The sequence below is a fragment of the Pseudomonas sp. LBUM1655 genome (assembly GCF_059716085.1).
Genome location: NZ_CP166801.1, coordinates 3,974,923 through 3,993,927 on the forward strand (window position 1 = coordinate 3,974,923; position 19,005 = coordinate 3,993,927).

Genomic DNA, 19,005 nt, shown 5'->3' on the forward strand with positions numbered 1-19,005 from the left:
TGAAAACAAGATCAAAAGATCGCAGCCTGCGGCAGCTCCTACAGGGGCGGTGGGACCCGGTAAATTCTTCGCGCAACCAACGGCGATCAGCCCTGCGCACTGAACCGGTCGCGGCTGTTGGTCAAGTGCAGCCACATCGCCGCGCGCGCCGCATCCGCATCCTGACGCCTGATCGCATTCAGAATCGCCTCGTGCTCCAGATTGGCAAGTTGCCCCAACTTGCTCAAATCCGCCGCACCCCGCTCGACCGCGTTGACCCGCGTGCGGGGAATCATCGCGCTGCCTAAATGCTGCATGATTTCGCTGAAGCAGACATTACCGGTGGCCTCGGCAATCAACAGATGAAAGCGTCGATCCGCCTCGACGCAACTGTCGTTATTGGCCAGCAACCGTTGATAGTCATCCAGCGCCTGGCGCATCTGCAACAGTTGCTGCTCGGTCCGCCGTTGCGCCGCCAACGCTGCTGCCTGGGTCTCCAGGCCCATACGCAATTCGAGAATACTGCGCACCCCCAGCGCCGTATCTACGTTCAGCCGCAGCCCATGCTCCGGCGCACGCTCGATCACAAACGTGCCGATGCCGTGCCGCGTCTCTACCAGCCCCGAAGCCTGCAACTTGGAAATTGCCTCGCGCACCACCGTGCGGCTGACACCGTGTTCCTGAACGATCGAGTTCTCCGAAGGCAGCTTGTCGCCGGGCGACATCTGGCCGAGCAGGATGCTCTGGGTGAGTTTTTCCACCAGATCGTGGGCCAGGTTGTGCGCGCGTTTGCGGGCTGGGGCATCGAGGTCATCTTGCATGGGTTATTCCGTGTTCGGGACTTGCGGATCGTAGCACCGGGCAGAGGGGTGACGAGATTGATTTTAGATCCGATCGTCAACTCAACTTGTATGACAACACTCAATAATCCGTAAATATTTCACGTTTACTCAGCGCCTCCCTGTAACCGACCACCCCCTCCGCTGAAAATATCCAAGCCAAAAAAAACCTACAAGACCCAATAAAAACAGGAATAAAATCAAAAAAAACATAAAAAAATCACTCACAAGATAAATTTAATAGGCACTGCCCACTTGTAGGACAAAAAAATCAGGTTGTATGATGTCTATCAACAATGCTGCACCCAAGCCCTACCCCGCATAAAAATAATCAGTGGGAGAAAACCTAGTGAAAACCTCCGTCTCCGGGATGAACGAGGGCGTTGATCCAACGCTCGCATCGGCCATCTCGAAAGTGAAACGCCACGTTCTGCCGCTCTTCGTGATCATGTTTATCGTCAACTACATTGACCGGGTGAACATCGGTTTCGTCCGTACCCACATGGAACACGACTTGGGTATTGGTGCCGCCGCTTACGGCTTCGGCGCCGGTCTGTTCTTCATCGGCTACGCGCTATTCGAAGTCCCCTCCAACATGCTGCTGCAAAAAATCGGCGCACGAATCTGGCTGACCCGCATCATGTTCACCTGGGGGCTGGTCGCCGCCGGCATGGCGTTCATTCAGAACGAAACCCACTTCTACATCCTGCGCTTTCTGCTCGGGGTGGCCGAGGCCGGGTTCTTTCCCGGCGTGATTTACTACTTCACCCGTTGGTTGCCCGGTGTCGAACGCGGCAAGGCGATTGCGATCTTCCTCAGCGGTTCGGCCATCGCCTCGTTGATCTCCGGCCCGCTGTCCGGCCTGCTCCTGCAAATCAACGGCCTGGGCATGCACGGCTGGCAATGGATGTACTTCATTGAAGGGATGTTTTCGGTGTGCCTGTGCGTGTTCGTCTGGTTCTGGCTCGACGCCAAACCCCACGACGCGAAATGGCTGACCCGCGCCGAACAGGACGCGTTGGTCAACGCCATCGACGATGAACAGAAGGCTCGCGAAGCCGCCACACCGATCCGGCCATCGATAGGCAAACTGCTCAAGGATCGCCAGATCATCCTGTTCTGCCTGATCTACTTCTTCATCCAATTGACGATCTACGCCGCGACCTTCTGGCTGCCGAGCATCATCAAGAAAATGGGCGACATGAGCGACTTCCAGGTCGGGCTGTTCAACTCGATTCCGTGGCTGCTGTCGATTATCGGCATGTATACCTTCGCCACGCTCTCGGCCAAGTGGAAGCACCAGCAGGCGTGGGTCGCCACGGCGCTGTTGATCGCGGCCGCGGGGATGTTCATGTCCACCACCGGCGGGCCGATCTTCGCTTTTGTCGCGATCTGCTTTGCGGCGCTGGGGTTCAAGTCCGCCTCGTCGCTGTTCTGGCCGATTCCGCAGGCCTATCTGGACGCGCGGATCGCCGCTGCAGTGATCGCATTGATCAACTCGGTCGGCAACCTCGGCGGCTTCGTCGCACCGACCACCTTCGGCCTGCTCGAAGAACACACCGGCTCGATTCAGGGCGGCCTCTATGGTCTGGCTGCGACCTCGATCATCGCCGCGATCATCGTGTTCTACGCCCGCACCACAGCGAAACCCGCAACAGTTGCCGCCGTAGTCGATACCGCGCCGAAGCACGCCTGACTTTCCGTTTCCAGGGATAAAAACAATGAACGCACACGACACCGCCAAAGCCCCGATCATCACCGACATGCAAGTCATCCCGGTGGCCGGCCACGACGGCATGCTGCTCAACCTGAGCGGCGCCCACGGGCCTTTCTTCACCCGCAACATCGTCATCCTCAAGGACAACGCAGGCCACACCGGCGTCGGCGAAGTGCCCGGCGGCGAACGCATTCGCCAGACCCTGGAAGACGCGCGCAGCCTGGTCATCGGCAGCCCGATCGGCACCTGGCAGAAGATCCTCAATCAAGTACGCCAGACCTTCGCCGACCGCGATGCCGGCGGCCGTGGCCTGCAAACCTTCGACCTGCGCATCACCATTCACGCGGTCACCGGCCTGGAAGCCGCCCTGCTTGATCTGCTCGGCCAGCACCTCGACGTACCGGTCGCGGCGCTGCTTGGCGAAGGTCAGCAACGCGATGAAGTGAAGATGCTTGGCTATCTGTTCTACGTCGGCGATCAACGCGAAACCGACCTCGCTTATCGCAGCGAACCAGACGCCGAAAACGACTGGTTTCGCGTGCGTCACGAGAAGGCCATGACCGCCGAATCGGTGGTGTGTCTCGCCGAAGCGGCCCATGCAAAATACGGTTTCAAGGACTTCAAGCTCAAGGGCGGCGTGCTCAGCGGCGATGCGGAAATCGAAGCGGTAACGGCACTGGCAGAGCGCTTCCCGGATGCGCGCATCACCCTTGATCCGAACGGGGCGTGGTCACTGAAAGAAGCGATCCGCTTGTGCCGCGATCAGCATCGGGTTTTGGCTTACGCCGAAGATCCGTGCGGTGCGGAAAACGGTTATTCGGGTCGCGAAGTCATGGCCGAATTCCGCCGCGCCACCGGACTGAAAACCGCCACCAACATGATCGCCACCGATTGGCGCGAGATGGGCCACGCGATCCAGTTGCAATCAGTCGACATCCCGCTGGCCGACCCGCACTTCTGGACCATGCAGGGCTCGGTGCGCGTGGCGCAGATGTGTCATGAGTGGGGCCTGACCTGGGGTTCGCATTCCAACAACCACTTCGATATCTCGCTGGCGATGTTTACCCATGTCGCCGCTGCCGCACCGGGCGATATCACCGCCATCGACACCCACTGGATCTGGCAGGACGGCCAGCGCCTGACCAAGGCACCGTTGCAGATTGTCGGCGGCTGCGTGCAGGTGCCGAAGAAACCGGGGCTGGGTGTCGAGTTGGACATGGATCAGGTGGCCAAGGCTCACGAACTCTATAAAGGCATGGGCCTGGGCGCACGGGATGACAGCGTGGCGATGCAGTTTTTGATTCCGGGGTGGAAGTTCGATAACAAGCGGCCGTGTCTGGTGCGCTAAGGTTTTTTGGAACCACCAGCAGTCCCTGTGGGAGCGAGCCTGCTCGCGAAGGCGGTATAACAGCCAACACTTCTGTCGACAGACACATCGCTTTCGCGAGCAGGCTCGCTCCCACAGGGGGCTCTGTATTAACCAGAGACTTGTAACAACCAGTTCTTGAAAGCGAGCATCGCCGCCGTCTCCGGCCGCGACTGCAATCGCGTCAACCAATAACTCCCCGTGGTGATCTCGATTGCAAACGGCTGACAAATCGCCTCCGCCGCCAGTTGCCGCGCGAACATCAGCGGCGGTGCCAACGCTACCCCGCCGCCCTGCAACGCCGTTTCCATCATCGCCAGCGACGAGTCGAAGACGACGCTCTGCGGCGGTGCTGCCTGAGTCGCCATACCTGCCGCCTGAAACCACTCCGGCCATTCATCCGTGCGATAGGAACGCAGCAACGTCTGCTGCAACAGATCCCCCGGCGCGTGCAATTGCCGGGCGATTTCCGGGACGCACAGTACCGACAGCGGCGCTTCCAGCAGCCGGGTCGCCTCAATGCCGTGCCACGCTCCGGCGCCAAACCGGATCGCGTAATCCAGCCCTTCTGCCGCGACGTCCACGCGATTGTTGTTGGTCGACAGCCGTAAATCTATGAGCGGATGTTTCGGCCGAAAGTCCAAAAGCCTCGGTAATAACCAACCCACGGCAAAGGTGCCCACCGCGCCCACGGTCAACATCTCGCGATGCTGTCCGCCGGCGAGGCGTTCCAGAATCTGCGCGATATGATCAAACGACGTGCTCAACACCGGCAGCAAAGTTTCGCCTTCACTGGTCAGCATCAGCCCGCGGGGCAGGCGTTTGAACAGGGTGACGTTGAGCTGCGCTTCAAGGCTTTTGACCTGATGACTGACGGCAGCCTGGGTCACACACAACTCCACGGCAGCGCGGGTAAAGCTCAAATGACGCGCTGACGCCTCGAAAGCGCGCAGTGCGTTGAGCGGCAATTGTGGTCGAATCATGCCCTGCCCCAAATTTTTCTAATGGCTCATCCGAGATTTCATCGTTTGTCGACGAATGCCAGACTGCCTAAATTGTCGGCGCTGATCAGCCGCCTAACGTTGCAAATGCCCGCAGTCTAGCGGGATAACACCCTCAACACTCATGGAAAGTGGTTCATCTATGTCATTCATCAACCCGAGCAAAGTCATTTCCTGTAGTGCTTTCGGCCTGTTCTTCGGCGCCGCGACCTGCATGGCCGCACCGCAAACCGACGAACAACTGCAAGCACTGGTCAAAGGTGCCGTTACGCCTGTGATGCAGCAGCAGAACATACCCGGCCTGGCCGTTGCCCTCACCATCAACGGCAAACCGCATTACTTTAACTACGGCGTCGCCGCCAAAGACACCGGGCAAAAAGTCAGCGAAAACACTTTGTTCGAAATCGGTTCGGTGAGCAAAACCTTCACCGCGACACTGGCCGGTTACGCTCAGGCCACGGGCAAACTGGACCTGTCGACCAAGGCCAGCCAGGTTTGGCCCGAGTTGAAAGGCAGCGCTTTCGACAACATCAGCGTGTTGCAACTGGGTACTTACAGCGCCGGCGGTTTGCCGCTGCAATTCCCCGCCGAGGCGGATTCGGCGGACAAGATGCTCGGCTATTACCAACAGTGGAAACCGGTGTATCCGGCGGGCAGCCATCGGCTGTATTCCAATCCGAGCCTTGGGTTGTTCGGTTATCTGACGGCGAAAAGTCTGGGCCAGCCATTTGATCAGGCCATGAGCGAAACCCTGCTGCCGAAACTCGGCCTCAAGCACACCTTCGTCAAGGTGCCCGCGTCCGAAGCCAAGCTCTACGCTCAGGGTTACAACAAGAACGACCAACCGGTTCGGGTCAGTCCGGGCGCACTGGATTCCGAAGCCTACGGTATTAAAACCAGCGCGGCGGATCTGCTGCGTTACGTCGAGGCCAACCTGAAACCGGCCAGCCTTGAAGCGCCGCTGCAAAAAGCCATCGCCGCGACCCACACCGGTTACTACACCGTTAGCGACATGACCCAAGGCCTGGGCTGGGAAATGTATCGCTACCCGACCAGCCTCGACCGCTTGCTGGCCGGTAACTCGACGCCAATGGCCATGGAGGCGCATAAGGTTCAGTGGCTGACTCCGCCGCAACCGCAACCCGACGATGTGTTGCTCAACAAGACCGGCTCCACCGGAGGCTTTGGTACTTACGTCGCGTTCGTGCCGAGCAAAGACATTGGCATCGTGATCATGGCCAACAAAAATTATCCGATTGCGGAGCGAGTGAAGATCGCGCATACGATCCTCAGCGCTGTTGCTGACTGACCGGATTTATAGCGGGCATAAAAATGGGCGACCTGCTGAGGTCGCCCATTTTTTTATCACCATTTCAAGCCTGGAAAATGGCTTCCGGCTCGAGATTGTCCAGCGCGCGGTTGACCAGCAACTCGCCGACCACTGCCAACTGCTGAATCGACAGAGCGAGACTGCGCTGTGAATCGTCCAGTTTGCAGGCCATGTCGGTGGTCAGGACGTTGAGCGAGGCGAGGGTTTCGCAAGCGTGGGTCAGTAGCGTGGGGGTATCGATATCGGGGCGGATGGTGAAGACGTAGCTGACGGGATCGGGGTGATGCGGGTGGCGCAGGCGTGTGTTGCGGGAGTCGAAGGATCCAGAATCGGTTGAGGATTCGGGGGGATTCGGTGTGTGTTTTTTCATGTGAAAAGTTCTCTATTGAATTTTATGGAGCCACCCAACTCACTTCCACATGACAGGTGGCAGCTGTACGCAGGTGTGGAAGACCTGGGAGAGAACGAAACCCCGGCGCACTCGAAAGTGCTCCCGCGCACAGCCGCCATAAAACGCGACAATGTTGACATAAAAAATGTCTACCTGCGCTTCATGAAAGCTTGCTTCATTCTCTACCCAGCGGACTTCCACATCCGACCGCTGTTTTTTTCAGCGGCCAAAGAAGGTTATCCCCCTGCCCCACAACGCACCAGTTCACCAACGCCGCCGCGCCTTGCAGGAAAAATCCACGGTACATGCAGGTCTTTGCCTCAGACATTTCTGTAGGAATATGCTGCAACGACTTTTTGATCAGCACGCAATAAAAAATGGGCGACCTACTGAGGTCGCCCATTTCTTTGATTCACGCCATGCCATCAATCATCCGGCATTTCCGGCGGCTTAGCCGGTTTTGCAGGCTTGGTCGGTTTAGTCCCTTTTCCACCTTTGGCCGTTTCAGGCTCGGCGGCGGCCGGGGCCTGAGCGGCGGCTGCAGCGGCCGCTTCCTTCTCGGCCATCGGCATGGCGTCGATCGTCTCGAAGACTTTCTTCAGGTCGACCGACTTTGACTCATCCCCCGAACTTTCGAGCTTTTTCTCACCGTCTTTACCCACCAGAATCACTTTAGGCAAAGCCCCGGCGCCAAGTTTAAGGGAGCGGATCAGCGCCATGGTGTCTTGCTGCCCCATGTCCTTGCCGTCGAGTTGGCCGGACATGTTGAGGATGGTGTAGACCTTGATGTTGCGGTCGGCGACGCCCTTTTTGTTGGCCGGGTCCTCCAGCGACTTTTTCAGGCTCACCCACACGGGGTCGACGGTGCTTTGCGCGATCACGATCAGCGGTCGGGCGCGACCCATGTCTGCGGCAATCGGCGAATCGTTGTCAGCGGCGAACAAGGGGCCGGCAATCGCCAGCAAGAGTGTCAGGGTCAGTGACCTGATGAGCATGCGCATCTCCTTTTGATATCCACGCTCTACTGATTGCGCATCGTGGCGATTGTTCCGGGTGTGTCCGGCAAATATGTGTCGCCTTGTCAGAAGCTTAGGTCAGGACCGGTATTGCGCAACCGCCTGCGTGCAATCGTGACGCGGATTTGATTACCTTTTGTGAGCGCATTAGGGTGGCGGTTCTGCCCACGAAATGGAGTTCAATGCATGCACATCGAATACCTGTGCGATCACCCCGGATTTGTTGAAGAACTGTCCGAACTCAACTTCAAGGAGTGGGGTGAATTCCGCCCTGGCGACACCCTTGAGGCCCGCACCGAACGCATGCGCAAAGCCTGCGGCAAAGGCGCGATCCCCAGCGTGGTGGTGGCGATTAAAGACGGCAGGCTACTCGGTGGCGCGCTGCTGATCGACAGCGACATGAAGGCACGTCCCGAGCTGACGCCCTGGCTGGCCGGGGTTTATGTGAAAGCAGAGGAACGTGGACGCGGGGTTGCTTCGCAACTGGTCAATCGGATTGTCGAAGAGGCCGAAGCGTTGGGAGTGCCGCAGCTATACCTGTACACCGACGCGGCAAAATCGTTGTATGCGCGATTGGGTTGGGAGGTGGTTGAGGAACTGGTCTACGAGGATTTGCCAGTGACGATCATGAAGTTCGTCATTCAACGTTGAGCCTCGGGTGAGGGAGTTGCTCCCTCACCCGAGTGAGTGCGCCGATCAAAACGCCAATTTATAACCGATCAACACCAGCATCGTCGCCAGGCACGGGCGCAGCACTTCATCGGAGATGCGCCCGGTAAGGTGGCTGCCAAGCCAGATGCCCGGCAGCGAACCGACCAGCAAAAAGCCCAAAACGCCCCAATCCATATTGCCCATGCTCGCGTGGCCCAGACCTGCAACCAGGGTCAATGGCACGGCGTGGGCGATTTCGGTGCCGACCAGACGGCGGGTCGGCAGCAGCGGATAGAGGATGAACAGCGCGACGGTGCCGAGGGCGCCGGCGCCAATCGAAGTCAGGGCGACCATGGTGCCGAGGATAAGCCCGGTGATCACGGTCATCACATTGAGCCGCGAACCGCTCGGGTTGTAGTTGCCGCCTGCGCGTTTGTGGGCGAAATCCAACAGTCGTTTCTTGAAGAAAATCGCCAGCGCGGTAGCGAACAGGACGAAACCCAGCGCCTGTTTGATGATGGCGTTCATCGCGTCCGGCGCGGTGTGCAGGGTGCTGAGAAACCACAGGGTCATGGCCACCGCCGGCACGCTGCCGAGGGTCAGCCAACCGGTGATGGCCCAGTCGATGTTCTTGTTCTTTCTATGGACGAGCACGCCACTGGATTTGGTAATGGCCGCGTACAACAGGTCGGTGCCCACCGCCGTTGCAGGGTTGATGCCGAACCACAGCAGAATCGGCGTCATCAACGAACCGCCGCCGACACCGGTCATGCCGACAATAAAACCCACCACCAGCCCGGCAATCACCAGGCCGAAATTTGCCAATTCCATTAAGACGTCCAGAAAAACGACAGGAAAAATCTGGCCCGCAGCATAGCGATTTTTCTTATAACCACCTATATCGATACGGTCTATCGTTATGCCTTTCGATCACACCGCAGGTCCATTGTGGGAGCGAGCCTGCTCGCTCCCACAGGGATGATGTAGTGATTAGAAGATCAATGCACCCGCCGCCCCGGTTTGAAACTGTGATGGCTGTTGATCCACACCGTGGCCAATGCGATCAGCGACAGGATCAGCAGCGCCCACGGAAACGACATTGCCCCCGCCCGATCCAGCAGCAACCCGCCAAATAATCCGCCGCCGGCGATCGCCACGTTCCATGACGTGGTGAGCATCGCCTGCACCACGTCGACATGGTCGCCTGCAGAATCCGCCGCCGCTGTCAGCAGCAGCGTCGCCGAGCCACCAAACGACAACCCCCACACCGCCATGCAGCCATAAATCAGCCACGGCGACGGCGAAATCAGCGCCAATACCAACGCTGTTAAGGCAAACACCGCAAGGCTGATCAGCGTCAGCCAACGCAACCAGCGATCCACCAGCATGCCGATGATCCAGATCCCCACGAGCGAACACAGGCCGAACACCAGCAGCACCAGATCAACGCGCTCGGCCAGCCCGGCCTGCATCAGAAAAGGTGAAATGTAGGTGTAAAGAATGTTGTGTCCGAGCATCCACGTCAGCACCACGAACAGCACCGGTCGCACACCTGGCAGGCGCAGGGACTCGAGCAATGGCAGGCGTTCTTCGTTGTTCTGCCCCGGACGATCCGGCACCGCGATGACGATCCACGCCGCCAGCACCAAGGCCAGCGCCGACATGATCCCGAACGAGGCGCGCCAGCCGATCAGATTGCCCAGCCACGTCCCCGCCGGCGTGCCCAGCGACAACGCCACCGGTGTGCCGAGCATGGCAATCGCCAGCGCCCGCCCCTGTTGATGCACCGGCACGATGCCGCGCGCGTAGCCGGCCATGATCCCCCACGACAGCCCCGCCGCCATCCCGGCAAGAAAGCGCGAAGCCAGGGTCAGGCCGTAATGGCTGGAAAACGTGGTGATGGTGTTGAACAACAGAAACCCGCCCACCGTCATCAGCAGCACGCGCCGCCGAGGCCAGCCGCGTGTGGCGACGGTCAGCGGAATCGCCGCGACAATCGAACCCAGCGCATACAGCGTCACCAGTTGCCCGGCGAGCACTTCGCTGACGTTAAGCCCGGCGCCAATTTGTGGCAGCAGTCCGGCTGGCAGGGTTTCGGTGAGGATAGCGATGAAGCCGGTCATGGCAAAGGCCAGCAACGCGGCATAGGGCAGTTTGTCCGCGCGGGCGGCGCAGTCGAGTCGAGTGAAATCGGCGCTTGCGGGGTCAGTCATGACGGGTGCAGCTCCCTTTGGATCGAAATGAGCCATATATTGTATACAAAAAAAATCAATCCCGTACCGATCCCCTGTAGGAGCTGCCGAAGGCTGCGATCTTTTGATCTTGATCTTGAAAAACAAAGTCAAAAGATCGCAGCCTTCGGCAGCTCCTACAGGGGCAAGGTGGCGACGTCAGATTTATTGCACCGGCAAAAAATTCAGAAACAGCAGACTTTGCGCGTAATTCAGGCCAATGCGCCGGTAGCGCTCATCGAGCATTTGCGTAAGCAGATCAAGGCGCGCCACCACTTTGCCGAACTCCGTGGCGAAACTCAGGTTGCTGCCCTCCTCCGAAATCTCATTGGAGAACAGCAGCGGCTGGCCTTCCTTGTTCTGGCGCTGGGACAGAATCCACGTGGCTTTTTCGATGTTGCGCGCGGCGTTGTGAACGAACGTCGGGTTGATCGCGTCAGTCATGTAGAACTCGACGCGATTGCCATGGGCGGTGACCAACATGCTGCCGATGGCATAGATGAACGCGCCGACCCGATCACCGAGAAACTCCGGGCTCATCGCATAACTGAGCGCAGCCAGATCCTTGCGCCCGCCCAGCACCGGCAACGGTTGCTGCTGCTCGATGGCCAGGCGTACCTGCTTCACCGCGGCGTGGATATTGAGGAAGCCGGATTTGCGCAGCTCTTCGGGGTTGCGCAGGTACAACTTGCCCATCAACCGATAAAGACTGTTGAGGTTGTCGCGCATCGCCAGCGTGGCCATACGGTCGACGCTGGTCTGCAGGAATTCCTGCGGTTGACCGTCACGAATCTGAGCGATGAAACCATTGCCGTCCTGATGCGTGCAGCCGCTGACAAACAGCGACGACAGACAGGCCAGCAACAGGCACGGGCGATGAACAACACGGGCGATCAGGTGAAAAGCTCTCGGCATGAATTCTCGAACAGGCACATTCCTGTGCGGCGGGAGTCACCGCATCCTGGCCATGGATAGAGCCGCCAATTGCTGAAAAGTGCAGTGTTCGCGTGGTTTCCCGACCTTCGGCAACCATTTAGTCCGACTTTATTTTTGCAATAAACGTTTAATCCGCTATAAATTCTGATTCACGCCTCAATTAGCATGACTATTAACCTGTTTTGAAAACAACAACAAAAAGGAAGGTCAACCATGCTTCAATCCCGTCACTTGCTCTCCGGCCTCGGACTGTCCCTGATGATCGCCACCCTTTCCGCCAATGCGGCGGGCCTGACCGCCGAACACAAAGCCTTCGGCAAAACCAATGACGGCACGCCCGTCGAGCAATACATCCTGCGCAACAGCCACGGCATGCAAGCCACTGTCATCACCTACGGCGCGACCCTGCAATCGCTGTTGGTGCCGGACAAACAAGGCAAAGCCGCCGACGTGGTGCTCGGTTTCGACGATGTGCAGGGCTACCAGAAAGGCACCGCCTACTTCGGCGCGACCATCGGCCGTTTCGGTAATCGCCTGGCCGACGGCGCTTTCGAACTCGACGGCAAGCGCTATCAAGTGCCACAGAACGACAAGTCCAACGCCTTGCACGGCGGCACTCAGGGTTTCGATAAAAAGGTCTGGAAAGCGCAGGAAACCAAAGACAAGGACTCAGTCGGCGTGACCCTGACCTATCTGTCGGCGGACGGTGAAATGGGCTTCCCAGGCAACCTCACCACCGAAGTGACCTATCGCCTGACCGACAGCAACGAACTGCGCATCGACTACAAGGCCAGCACCGACAAACCGACCGTGCTCAACCTGACCAACCACAGCTACTTCAACCTCGCGGGTGCCGGCAATGGCGACATCCTCAAACAGGTCGCGACCCTGCACGCCAGCCATTACACCCCGGTCACCGGCAAGCTGATCCCGACCGGCGAACTGGCGCCGGTGGCAGGTACACCGATGGATTTCACCAAGCCAACGGCAATTGGCACGCACATCAAGGCTGATCACCCGCAGTTGAAATTCGCCGAGCCTAAACAGGGTGGCTTCGATTTCAACTGGGCGCTGGATACCAAGGGTGACGTGAGCAAAGTCGCCGCCGAGGTCAGTGATCCACAGTCCGGCCGGCATTTGCAGTTGTTCACCAGCGAACCGGGCGTGCAGTTCTACACCAGCAACTTCCTCGATGGCACCGTCAAGGGCAAGGGCGGCAAGGTGTATCCGCACTGGGGCGCGTTTACCTTGGAGACGCAGCACTATCCTGACTCACCGAATCAGCCGAACTTCCCGAGCACGCGGCTGGATCCGGGGCAGGATTATGCGCACAGCGTGGTGCTGAAGTTTTCTGCCAAATAAAAGCTGAAGATCAAAAGATCGCAGCCTGCGGCAGCTCCTACAGGGCGAAACCCGAGCCCAATGTAGGAGCTGCCGCAGGCTGCGATCTTTTTGCTTTTTGAACCCTTGGACTATCCTGCTGCCCACTAAGGTATCGACCGTTTCAGAAAGGAGGTTTGAATGCGTACCCTCGAATTGGCCGGCGTGCAGGTTCCGGTGATTGGCCAGGGCACCTGGCGCATGGGTGAGGATCGTTCGGCGCACAAACGTGAAGTCACCGCGCTGCGCACTGGCATCGAGCTGGGCATGACCCTGATCGACAGCGCTGAAATGTACGCCGAGGGTGGTGCCGAAACCGTGGTTGGCGAAGCCATTGCCGGCCTGCGTGATCAAGTGTTTCTAGTCAGCAAGGTCTACCCGCACAACGCCAGCCGCAAAGGTATTCCGCTAGCCTGCGAGCGCAGTCTGCGTCGGCTCGACACTGATTACATCGACCTCTATCTGTTGCATTGGCGCGGCCAGTATCCGCTGGAAGAAACCGTCGAGGCGTTCGAACGTCTGCGCGAGGACGGCAAGATCGGCCGTTGGGGCGTGTCGAACTTCGATGTTGATGATCTTGAAGAACTGGCGTCACCGGCCTGCGCGACCAATCAGGTGCTCTTCAACCTGGAAGAACGCGGCGTCGAATTCGACCTGCTGCCGTGGTGCCAGCAGCAACGTATGCCGCTGATGGCGTACTGTCCGATCGGTCAAGGCGGCGCGATGCTGGCTGATCCGGTGTTGAAACAGATTGCCGCTCGTCACAACGCGACCCCGGCACAGGTTTCGCTGGCGTGGATTCTGCGTCAGGATGGCGTAATTGCGATTCCCAAAGCTGTGCGGCCGGAACACGTGCAACTCAATGCACAAGCGGCGCAGTTGCAACTGGAGGCCGGGGATCTGGCAGCGCTGGACCAGGCGTTTCACGCGCCAAAGCGCAAGCAGCGGTTGGCCATGGTCTGAGCCACCGCCGACTGGCAGAGGGCTTCGCGATGAGAAGCACTGATCAGTACGACCCGTTCAATCTGCAACGTTTTATCCAGGCACAGGACCCGGTTTTCGAACGGGTCCAGCGCGAACTCGACGAGGGCCGCAAACGCAGCCACTGGATGTGGTTTGTCTTCCCGCAGTTCGCAGGCCTGGGCGGCAGTGAGATGTCCCGGCGCTTCGCCATCGGTTCGGCCGAGGAAGCTCAGACCTATCTGGACCATCCCTTGCTCGGCGCACGATTACGCGCCTGCACGCAGCTTGTGCTGAATGTGCGAGAGCGTTCGATTGCCGAGATTTTCGGCCATCCCGATGACCTGAAATTTCACTCCTCAATGACGCTGTTCGCCCAGTTCGCTGCTGAAGACAGCTTGTTCAACCAGGCACTTGAGCGCTACTTCCACGGCATCCTCGATGAGTGGACGTTGCAACTGCTGGACTCAAAACAGGCCCAGTTGTCCCCCGATCAGGGTTGAGAAGTCGTCGTCGACAAACGGCAGGATCGCATCCGCCACCGGTTGCAGTTGCCGGGTGATGTAGTGGTCGTAGTCGATGGTGGATCGCCGCACTTCCAGCGGTTCGGGGCCGGCCAGGGTAATCACGTAGCTGATCCAGCCACCGTTCTGGTACTGCCGCGGTCGTCCGTGCTGCGTGTTGTAATCATCGGCCAGCCGCGCCGCGCGCACGTGGGGCGGAACATTGCGCTCGTAATCGTCGAGGGTGCGGCGCAGGCGTTTGCGATAGATCAGTCGATCATCGAATTCACCCGCCAGGGTTTTGCGCACGTAGTCACGCACATAATCCTGATAGGGCTTGCGCTGGAAGATCCGCTCGTACAGTTCCTGCTGAAATTGCCGGGCCAAAAGCGACCAGTCGGTGCGCACGGTTTCCAGGCCTTTGTAGACCATTTCCTCGCTGCCGTCGGCGCGGGTAACCAGGCCGGCGTAGCGCTTCTTGCTGCCCTCCTCCGCGCCACGAATGGTCGGCATCAGAAAGCGTTTGTAGTGAATTTCGAACTGCAATTCGAGGGCGCTTTCCAGCCCGTATTCGTCACGCACATGCTCACGCCACCAGTCGTTGACGTGTTTGACCAGCGCATGGCCGATGGCCGCTGCTTCTTCCTGCCCGTGGGGACGACGCAGCCAGACGAAGGTCGAGTCGGTGTCACCGTAGATCACCGCGTGGCCCTGCTCTTCAATCAACTTGCGCGTGCGCAGCATGATCTCGTGGCCGCGCAGAGTGATCGACGACGCCAACCGTGTATCAAAGAACCGGCAACCGCTGGAGCCGAGCACGCCATAGAAGGCGTTCATGATGATCTTCAGCGCCTGGGACAGCGGCGCATTGTGTTCGCGCTTGGCGGTCTCGCGGCCCTCGGCGACTCGCGAGACGATGGACGGCAGGCAATGCCGGGTGCGTGAGAATCTGGCGCCACGAAAGCCCGGCACGGAGTCGGCATCGTCCGGATGCTGCAAGCCTTCGATCAGCCCGACCGGATCAATCAGAAAGGTGCGGATGATCGACGGATAAAGGCTCTTGTAATCGAGCACCAGCACCGATTCGTACAGCCCCGGTCGCGAGTCCATGACAAAGCCACCGGGGCTGGCCTGCGGCGGATTGGTGCCCAGATTCGGCGCCACGAAACCCTGACGGTGCATCAACGGCATATATAGATGCGTGAACGCCGCCACCGAGCCGCCACTGCGATCCGCCGGCAGGCCGGTGACGCTGGCGCGCTCCAGCAAAAACGTCAGCAGTTCGGTCTTGGCGAAAATCCGCGTGACCAGTTCGCAGTCCTTGAGGTTGTACTTGGCCAGCGCCGGTTTGTCCTCGGCGAACATGCGGTTGATCTCATCCATGCGCTGGTACGGGTTGTCGATGGACTTGCCTTCGCCAAGCAAGGTCTGCGCGACGTTTTCCAGACTGAACGAAGGGAAACTCCAGGTCGCCGAACGCAGCGACTCAATGCCGTCGATGATCAGGCGCCCCGCCGCCGAGGCGAAGTAATGGTTGCGGCTGCCGTGTTCGCGCCACTGCATCTCTTCACCGCCACGGCCGATTTTCAACGGTACGCCGAGGCGCCGCGCGTGTTCGTGGAGGATGCGCAGATCGAACTGCACGACGTTCCAGCCGATGATCGCGTCGGGATCATGGCGGGCGAACCAATCGTTGAGCTTCTTCAGGATCACCGTGCGTGAGTCGCAGTATTCAAGGTCGAAGTCGACGATGCTGGCGTCACCGTTGGGCGCGCCGAGCATGTACACCTGACGCTCGCCGCAGCCTTCAAGAGCGATGGAGTACAACTCGCCGGTTTCGGTGGTTTCGATGTCCAGCGAGACCAGTCGCAGCTTTGGCCGATACTCGGGGTCGGGTTTGAGGTGGGCGTTGAGCAATGTGCCGTCGGCATCGGCGGTGCCGCTGAACAACACCGGTGCGGTGATGAAACGCTCCATCAGATAGCGTTCCGGCGGGCGCACATCGGCCTCGAAAACATCGACGCCGTGGCGGTTGAGCGCGGTTTCCAGACGCATCAACTGGCCATGTTGCTGGCAATACAGGCCGAGCACCGGGCGATGCTCGAAATCCTGCAGGGCCAGGGGGCGCAGTTCGACGTTCTTTTCGTCATGCAGCAGGCGCTCGGCGGCTGCGCGCTGCTCGGCGGGGATAAACGCCACCGACGGCTGATGCGGCAAGCGCACACGGCGCGGCCCGGCGTCGGTCGCCAGCCAGAACTCGACTTCGGTGCCGGCCGGCGTATCGCGCCAATGCCGGGTCAGGACGAAGCCCTGCTGTAAATCCACCACTACGACCTCGGAAAATTGAATCTGGCAGGCATTCTACGCTGCCCTTCAAGGGATAACCCTATCCCCTGTGGCGAGGGGATTTATCCCCGATGGCCTGCGTAGCAGGCCCAAAACCATCCGACACGGTGTGTCAGGCAAACCCGGCAGTCTGATTCCGGGCCTGCTGCGCAGGCCATCGGGGCGGTGCGACGTTTCGCTAAATCCCCTCGCCACAGGGGTTCAGTCACCACAAGTGCGTGCTGCTGGAGAAAAAGTGCGGCAAATGACGTTTTTTGCGTGTTATCTGCCGCTTTGCCACCTTGCCCTGAACGCCAGCGTCTACGATGCTTGGATAACAACGACAACACCTGAGTAACTGCCATGAAGACCGTCGCCCAACTGCTCAAGCTCAAAGATCAGAAAAATCAGGAAGTGCACCAGATCAAGCCTGATCACATGGTGCTCGAAGCACTGATGAAGATGGCCGAGAAAAACGTCGGCGCCTTGCTGGTCGTGGAAGACGACAATGTGGTCGGCATCATCAGTGAACGCGATTACGCGCGCAAACTGGTGCTGCATGGCCGCTCTTCAGTCGGCACGCCGGTACGCGACATCATGGTTGCCAACGTGATCACGGTGGATACCCACCAGACTGTCGACACTTGCCTGGGCATCATGTCCGACAAACGCCTGCGCCACTTGCCGGTGGTGGAGAACGGCAAATTGATCGGCTTGCTGTCGATTGGTGACCTGGTCAAGGAAGCGATTGCCGAACAGGCGGAGTTGATCAAACAGTTGGAGCAGTACATTCGCGGGGAATAAACCTAACCGCGATCGTTCCCATGCAGAGCGTGGGAACGATCAGAGGAAAGCTCAGACTGGCCAATGCCGGGCGAATACCGGCGCCAGCACCGGATGCCGGTCAATGCGTTGTAGCCACGCATAGAAACCGGGCCGCGTCTGGCGCAGATGCTCGCGGCTGCCCGCCCAACGTGTCACCACCGCCGCCAGCACGTCCAGCGCCCCCGGCGTTTCGTCGTCCAGGTACAGCTCGGCGGAAAACTGGTCAGCAAACACCTCCCAACTCCAGTGCAGACGCTCACGGGCGCCGGCGATCAGGTTCTGCCGCGACGCTTCGTCGGGCATCAGCAGCCAGCGCTCGGGGTAGTCGATGACGCCAATGGCCGCGTAGCAATTGCTGACGATGTACACGAGGCCGCGAATCGCCTGGTCACGCTCGTCTGCCTCGGCCGGCAACAATCCTGACTTGGGAAACGTCAGGCCCAAATGAATCAGAATCGCCGCGCTCTCGGTGACCGCACTGCCATCGGGCAGTTGCAGGGTCGGGATCTGTTTCAGTGGATTGAGTTGCGCCAACGCTTCGGCGGCTTCGGTACTGGCTTCAATATCAATGAAGCGAAATGCGATCTGACACAGCTCCAGCGCCGCTTCAATAGCGGCGGCGCCTGAGTTGCGATGTCCGTAGAGCTGATACATAACCCCCTCCTCAATCCCGACAGGCATCTGGTGTAGCCCTATTTATAGCTGGTGTATCCGATTTGGCACGTTTTTCCCATGCACTCGCCACTTGCGAATTCAAACCTCGCAAAACAGCGCTGGCGGTGCCCATCCCGCACCAAGAGCAATCATCGAACGCTATCCGCGTTCTTGTAAGGTGCGATACCGAACCAAAAGTTCGTGTATCCGAGCTGGTAACAAGGAGTTCACCGCGTGAATCTTCAATCGCTCTGCCGCATCACTGTCCGTTTGCGTCTATCCGCCCAACGCCGAGTTCAGCAGAACAGCCCCGGCGCCCTGCGTATTTACTTTATTACCTGAATCAAGCGACCACGCACTGTGTTCGGCGCTGAGTTATGCGCCGACGGCAGCGTGTTATTTATTTTTTAAATACAACACCCAACAGGCAGTGCATTAATGAACGACAGCTGGATTGTCGAACAATAGCTAATTAACTGTTTGCCCGTGCACCAAAACCGTTCTTGCGTTTGCAACTAACCCAAACTTGAAGCATTGATTTCATTTAAACAAAAACAAGGAACATCGTCTGTGAACCGCTAAAACATTGACCCGCACCAAATCAGTCCGCCCTGCACCAGCAAGTGCCCTGGCGGGCATGAGAGCAGCCGCTCTGTCTCGCCCTTCAGCGTGATATAGCGTTAAGTCTGACTCGCCCTTGAAAAAGCCTCTGCATTCGGGCTGATGGAGATTTATGCGCAACGAAAAAATCCGCCAGCCCCTAAAACTTATATAAATGCGACATGGGTAACATCGCTGAAATAACCCAAGTACATTTCAGCAACATTTGGCACAGCGGTTGCAAAATGAAATACGGACACTTTAACCAACTGCGACCTGTAGGAGCTGCCGAAGGCTGCGA

At 58.8% G+C, this 19,005-nt stretch carries 18 protein-coding genes; 8 read left to right on the top strand and 10 right to left on the bottom strand.

The features are described 5' to 3' along the window. Positions 1-86: 86 nt before the first annotated feature. Positions 87-800: a FadR/GntR family transcriptional regulator gene (locus tag ACA074_RS17730; RefSeq protein WP_497677495.1), complete on the bottom strand. Its 714-nt coding sequence runs from the start codon at positions 798-800 to the stop codon at positions 87-89. A 367-nt stretch (positions 801-1,167) separates the two neighbouring features. Between ACA074_RS17730 and ACA074_RS17735 the strand changes: the two genes are divergently transcribed. Beyond that, positions 1,168-2,514 (top strand): MFS transporter, encoded by a 1,347-nt coding sequence (locus ACA074_RS17735; RefSeq protein WP_497657750.1) that lies wholly within the window; start codon positions 1,168-1,170, stop codon positions 2,512-2,514. 25 nt (positions 2,515-2,539) lie between these two features. Next, entirely contained in the window at positions 2,540-3,883 is a 1,344-nt protein-coding gene (gene gudD, locus ACA074_RS17740) for a glucarate dehydratase (RefSeq protein WP_497677496.1), read from the top strand. Positions 3,884-4,011: 128 nt separating this feature from the next. Here the strand turns inward: gudD and ACA074_RS17745 are convergent, their stop codons facing one another. After that, positions 4,012-4,884 (bottom strand): LysR family transcriptional regulator, encoded by an 873-nt coding sequence (locus ACA074_RS17745; protein WP_497677497.1) that lies wholly within the window; start codon positions 4,882-4,884, stop codon positions 4,012-4,014. Between the two features lie 160 nt (positions 4,885-5,044). Here ACA074_RS17745 and ampC point away from each other — a divergent pair, with 160 nt between their 5' ends. After that, a complete protein-coding gene (ampC, locus tag ACA074_RS17750) occupies positions 5,045-6,211 on the top strand; it encodes a class C beta-lactamase (RefSeq protein ID WP_497677498.1) in 1,167 nt (388 codons plus the stop codon). 64 nt (positions 6,212-6,275) lie between these two features. Here ampC and ACA074_RS17755 read toward each other — a convergent pair whose 3' ends face one another. The 3 genes from ACA074_RS17755 to ACA074_RS17765 form a co-directional block, all read right to left on the bottom strand. Next, a complete protein-coding gene (locus tag ACA074_RS17755; RefSeq protein ID WP_497677499.1) occupies positions 6,276-6,602 on the bottom strand; it encodes a DUF6124 family protein in 327 nt (108 codons plus the stop codon). A 196-nt stretch (positions 6,603-6,798) separates the two neighbouring features. Next, entirely contained in the window at positions 6,799-7,026 is a 228-nt protein-coding gene (locus tag ACA074_RS17760) for a hypothetical protein (protein WP_497657753.1), read from the bottom strand. 22 nt (positions 7,027-7,048) lie between these two features. Continuing rightward, a complete protein-coding gene (locus tag ACA074_RS17765) occupies positions 7,049-7,618 on the bottom strand; it encodes a DUF4174 domain-containing protein (protein WP_489880322.1) in 570 nt (189 codons plus the stop codon). A 207-nt stretch (positions 7,619-7,825) separates the two neighbouring features. Between ACA074_RS17765 and ACA074_RS17770 the strand changes: the two genes are divergently transcribed. Further along, positions 7,826-8,290 carry a GNAT family N-acetyltransferase gene (locus tag ACA074_RS17770; RefSeq protein WP_497677500.1) on the top strand — a complete coding sequence of 155 codons (465 nt, stop codon included), beginning with the start codon at positions 7,826-7,828 and terminating at the stop codon, positions 8,288-8,290. Between the two features lie 45 nt (positions 8,291-8,335). On the opposite strand, the gene ACA074_RS17775 is transcribed toward ACA074_RS17770, so the two are convergent. From ACA074_RS17775 to ACA074_RS17785, 3 genes are all read right to left on the bottom strand, one after another. Then, a complete protein-coding gene (locus ACA074_RS17775; protein WP_034154648.1) occupies positions 8,336-9,121 on the bottom strand; it encodes a sulfite exporter TauE/SafE family protein in 786 nt (261 codons plus the stop codon). Positions 9,122-9,288: 167 nt separating this feature from the next. Next, complete coding sequence (locus ACA074_RS17780; protein ID WP_497677501.1) at positions 9,289-10,503, bottom strand: MFS transporter; 1,215 nt, start codon at positions 10,501-10,503, stop codon at positions 9,289-9,291. Positions 10,504-10,686: 183 nt separating this feature from the next. Then, positions 10,687-11,436 (bottom strand): hypothetical protein, encoded by a 750-nt coding sequence (locus ACA074_RS17785; RefSeq protein WP_187677637.1) that lies wholly within the window; start codon positions 11,434-11,436, stop codon positions 10,687-10,689. Positions 11,437-11,670: 234 nt separating this feature from the next. Here ACA074_RS17785 and ACA074_RS17790 point away from each other — a divergent pair, with 234 nt between their 5' ends. From ACA074_RS17790 to ACA074_RS17800, 3 genes are all read left to right on the top strand, one after another. Further along, a complete protein-coding gene (locus ACA074_RS17790; protein WP_401268370.1) occupies positions 11,671-12,819 on the top strand; it encodes an aldose epimerase family protein in 1,149 nt (382 codons plus the stop codon). Positions 12,820-12,978: 159 nt separating this feature from the next. Then, on the top strand, positions 12,979-13,800 hold the full coding sequence (locus tag ACA074_RS17795; protein WP_187677635.1) for an aldo/keto reductase: 822 nt from the start codon (positions 12,979-12,981) through the stop codon (positions 13,798-13,800). A gap of 29 nt (positions 13,801-13,829) precedes the next feature. Then, positions 13,830-14,300 carry a DUF1810 domain-containing protein gene (locus tag ACA074_RS17800; protein ID WP_489880327.1) on the top strand — a complete coding sequence of 157 codons (471 nt, stop codon included), beginning with the start codon at positions 13,830-13,832 and terminating at the stop codon, positions 14,298-14,300. Here ACA074_RS17800 and ACA074_RS17805 read toward each other — a convergent pair. Continuing rightward, complete coding sequence (locus ACA074_RS17805) at positions 14,265-16,625, bottom strand: DNA polymerase II (protein ID WP_497677502.1); 2,361 nt, start codon at positions 16,623-16,625, stop codon at positions 14,265-14,267. The two genes, ACA074_RS17800 and ACA074_RS17805, sit on opposite strands and share 36 nt — an antisense overlap. 363 nt (positions 16,626-16,988) lie before the next feature. Here ACA074_RS17805 and ACA074_RS17810 point away from each other — a divergent pair, with 363 nt between their 5' ends. After that, complete coding sequence (locus ACA074_RS17810; RefSeq protein WP_187677632.1) at positions 16,989-17,429, top strand: CBS domain-containing protein; 441 nt, start codon at positions 16,989-16,991, stop codon at positions 17,427-17,429. Between the two features lie 51 nt (positions 17,430-17,480). On the opposite strand, the gene ACA074_RS17815 is transcribed toward ACA074_RS17810, so the two are convergent. Further along, positions 17,481-18,104 carry a glutathione S-transferase N-terminal domain-containing protein gene (locus ACA074_RS17815; RefSeq protein WP_497677503.1) on the bottom strand — a complete coding sequence of 208 codons (624 nt, stop codon included), beginning with the start codon at positions 18,102-18,104 and terminating at the stop codon, positions 17,481-17,483. Between the last annotated feature and the right edge of the window lie 901 nt (positions 18,105-19,005).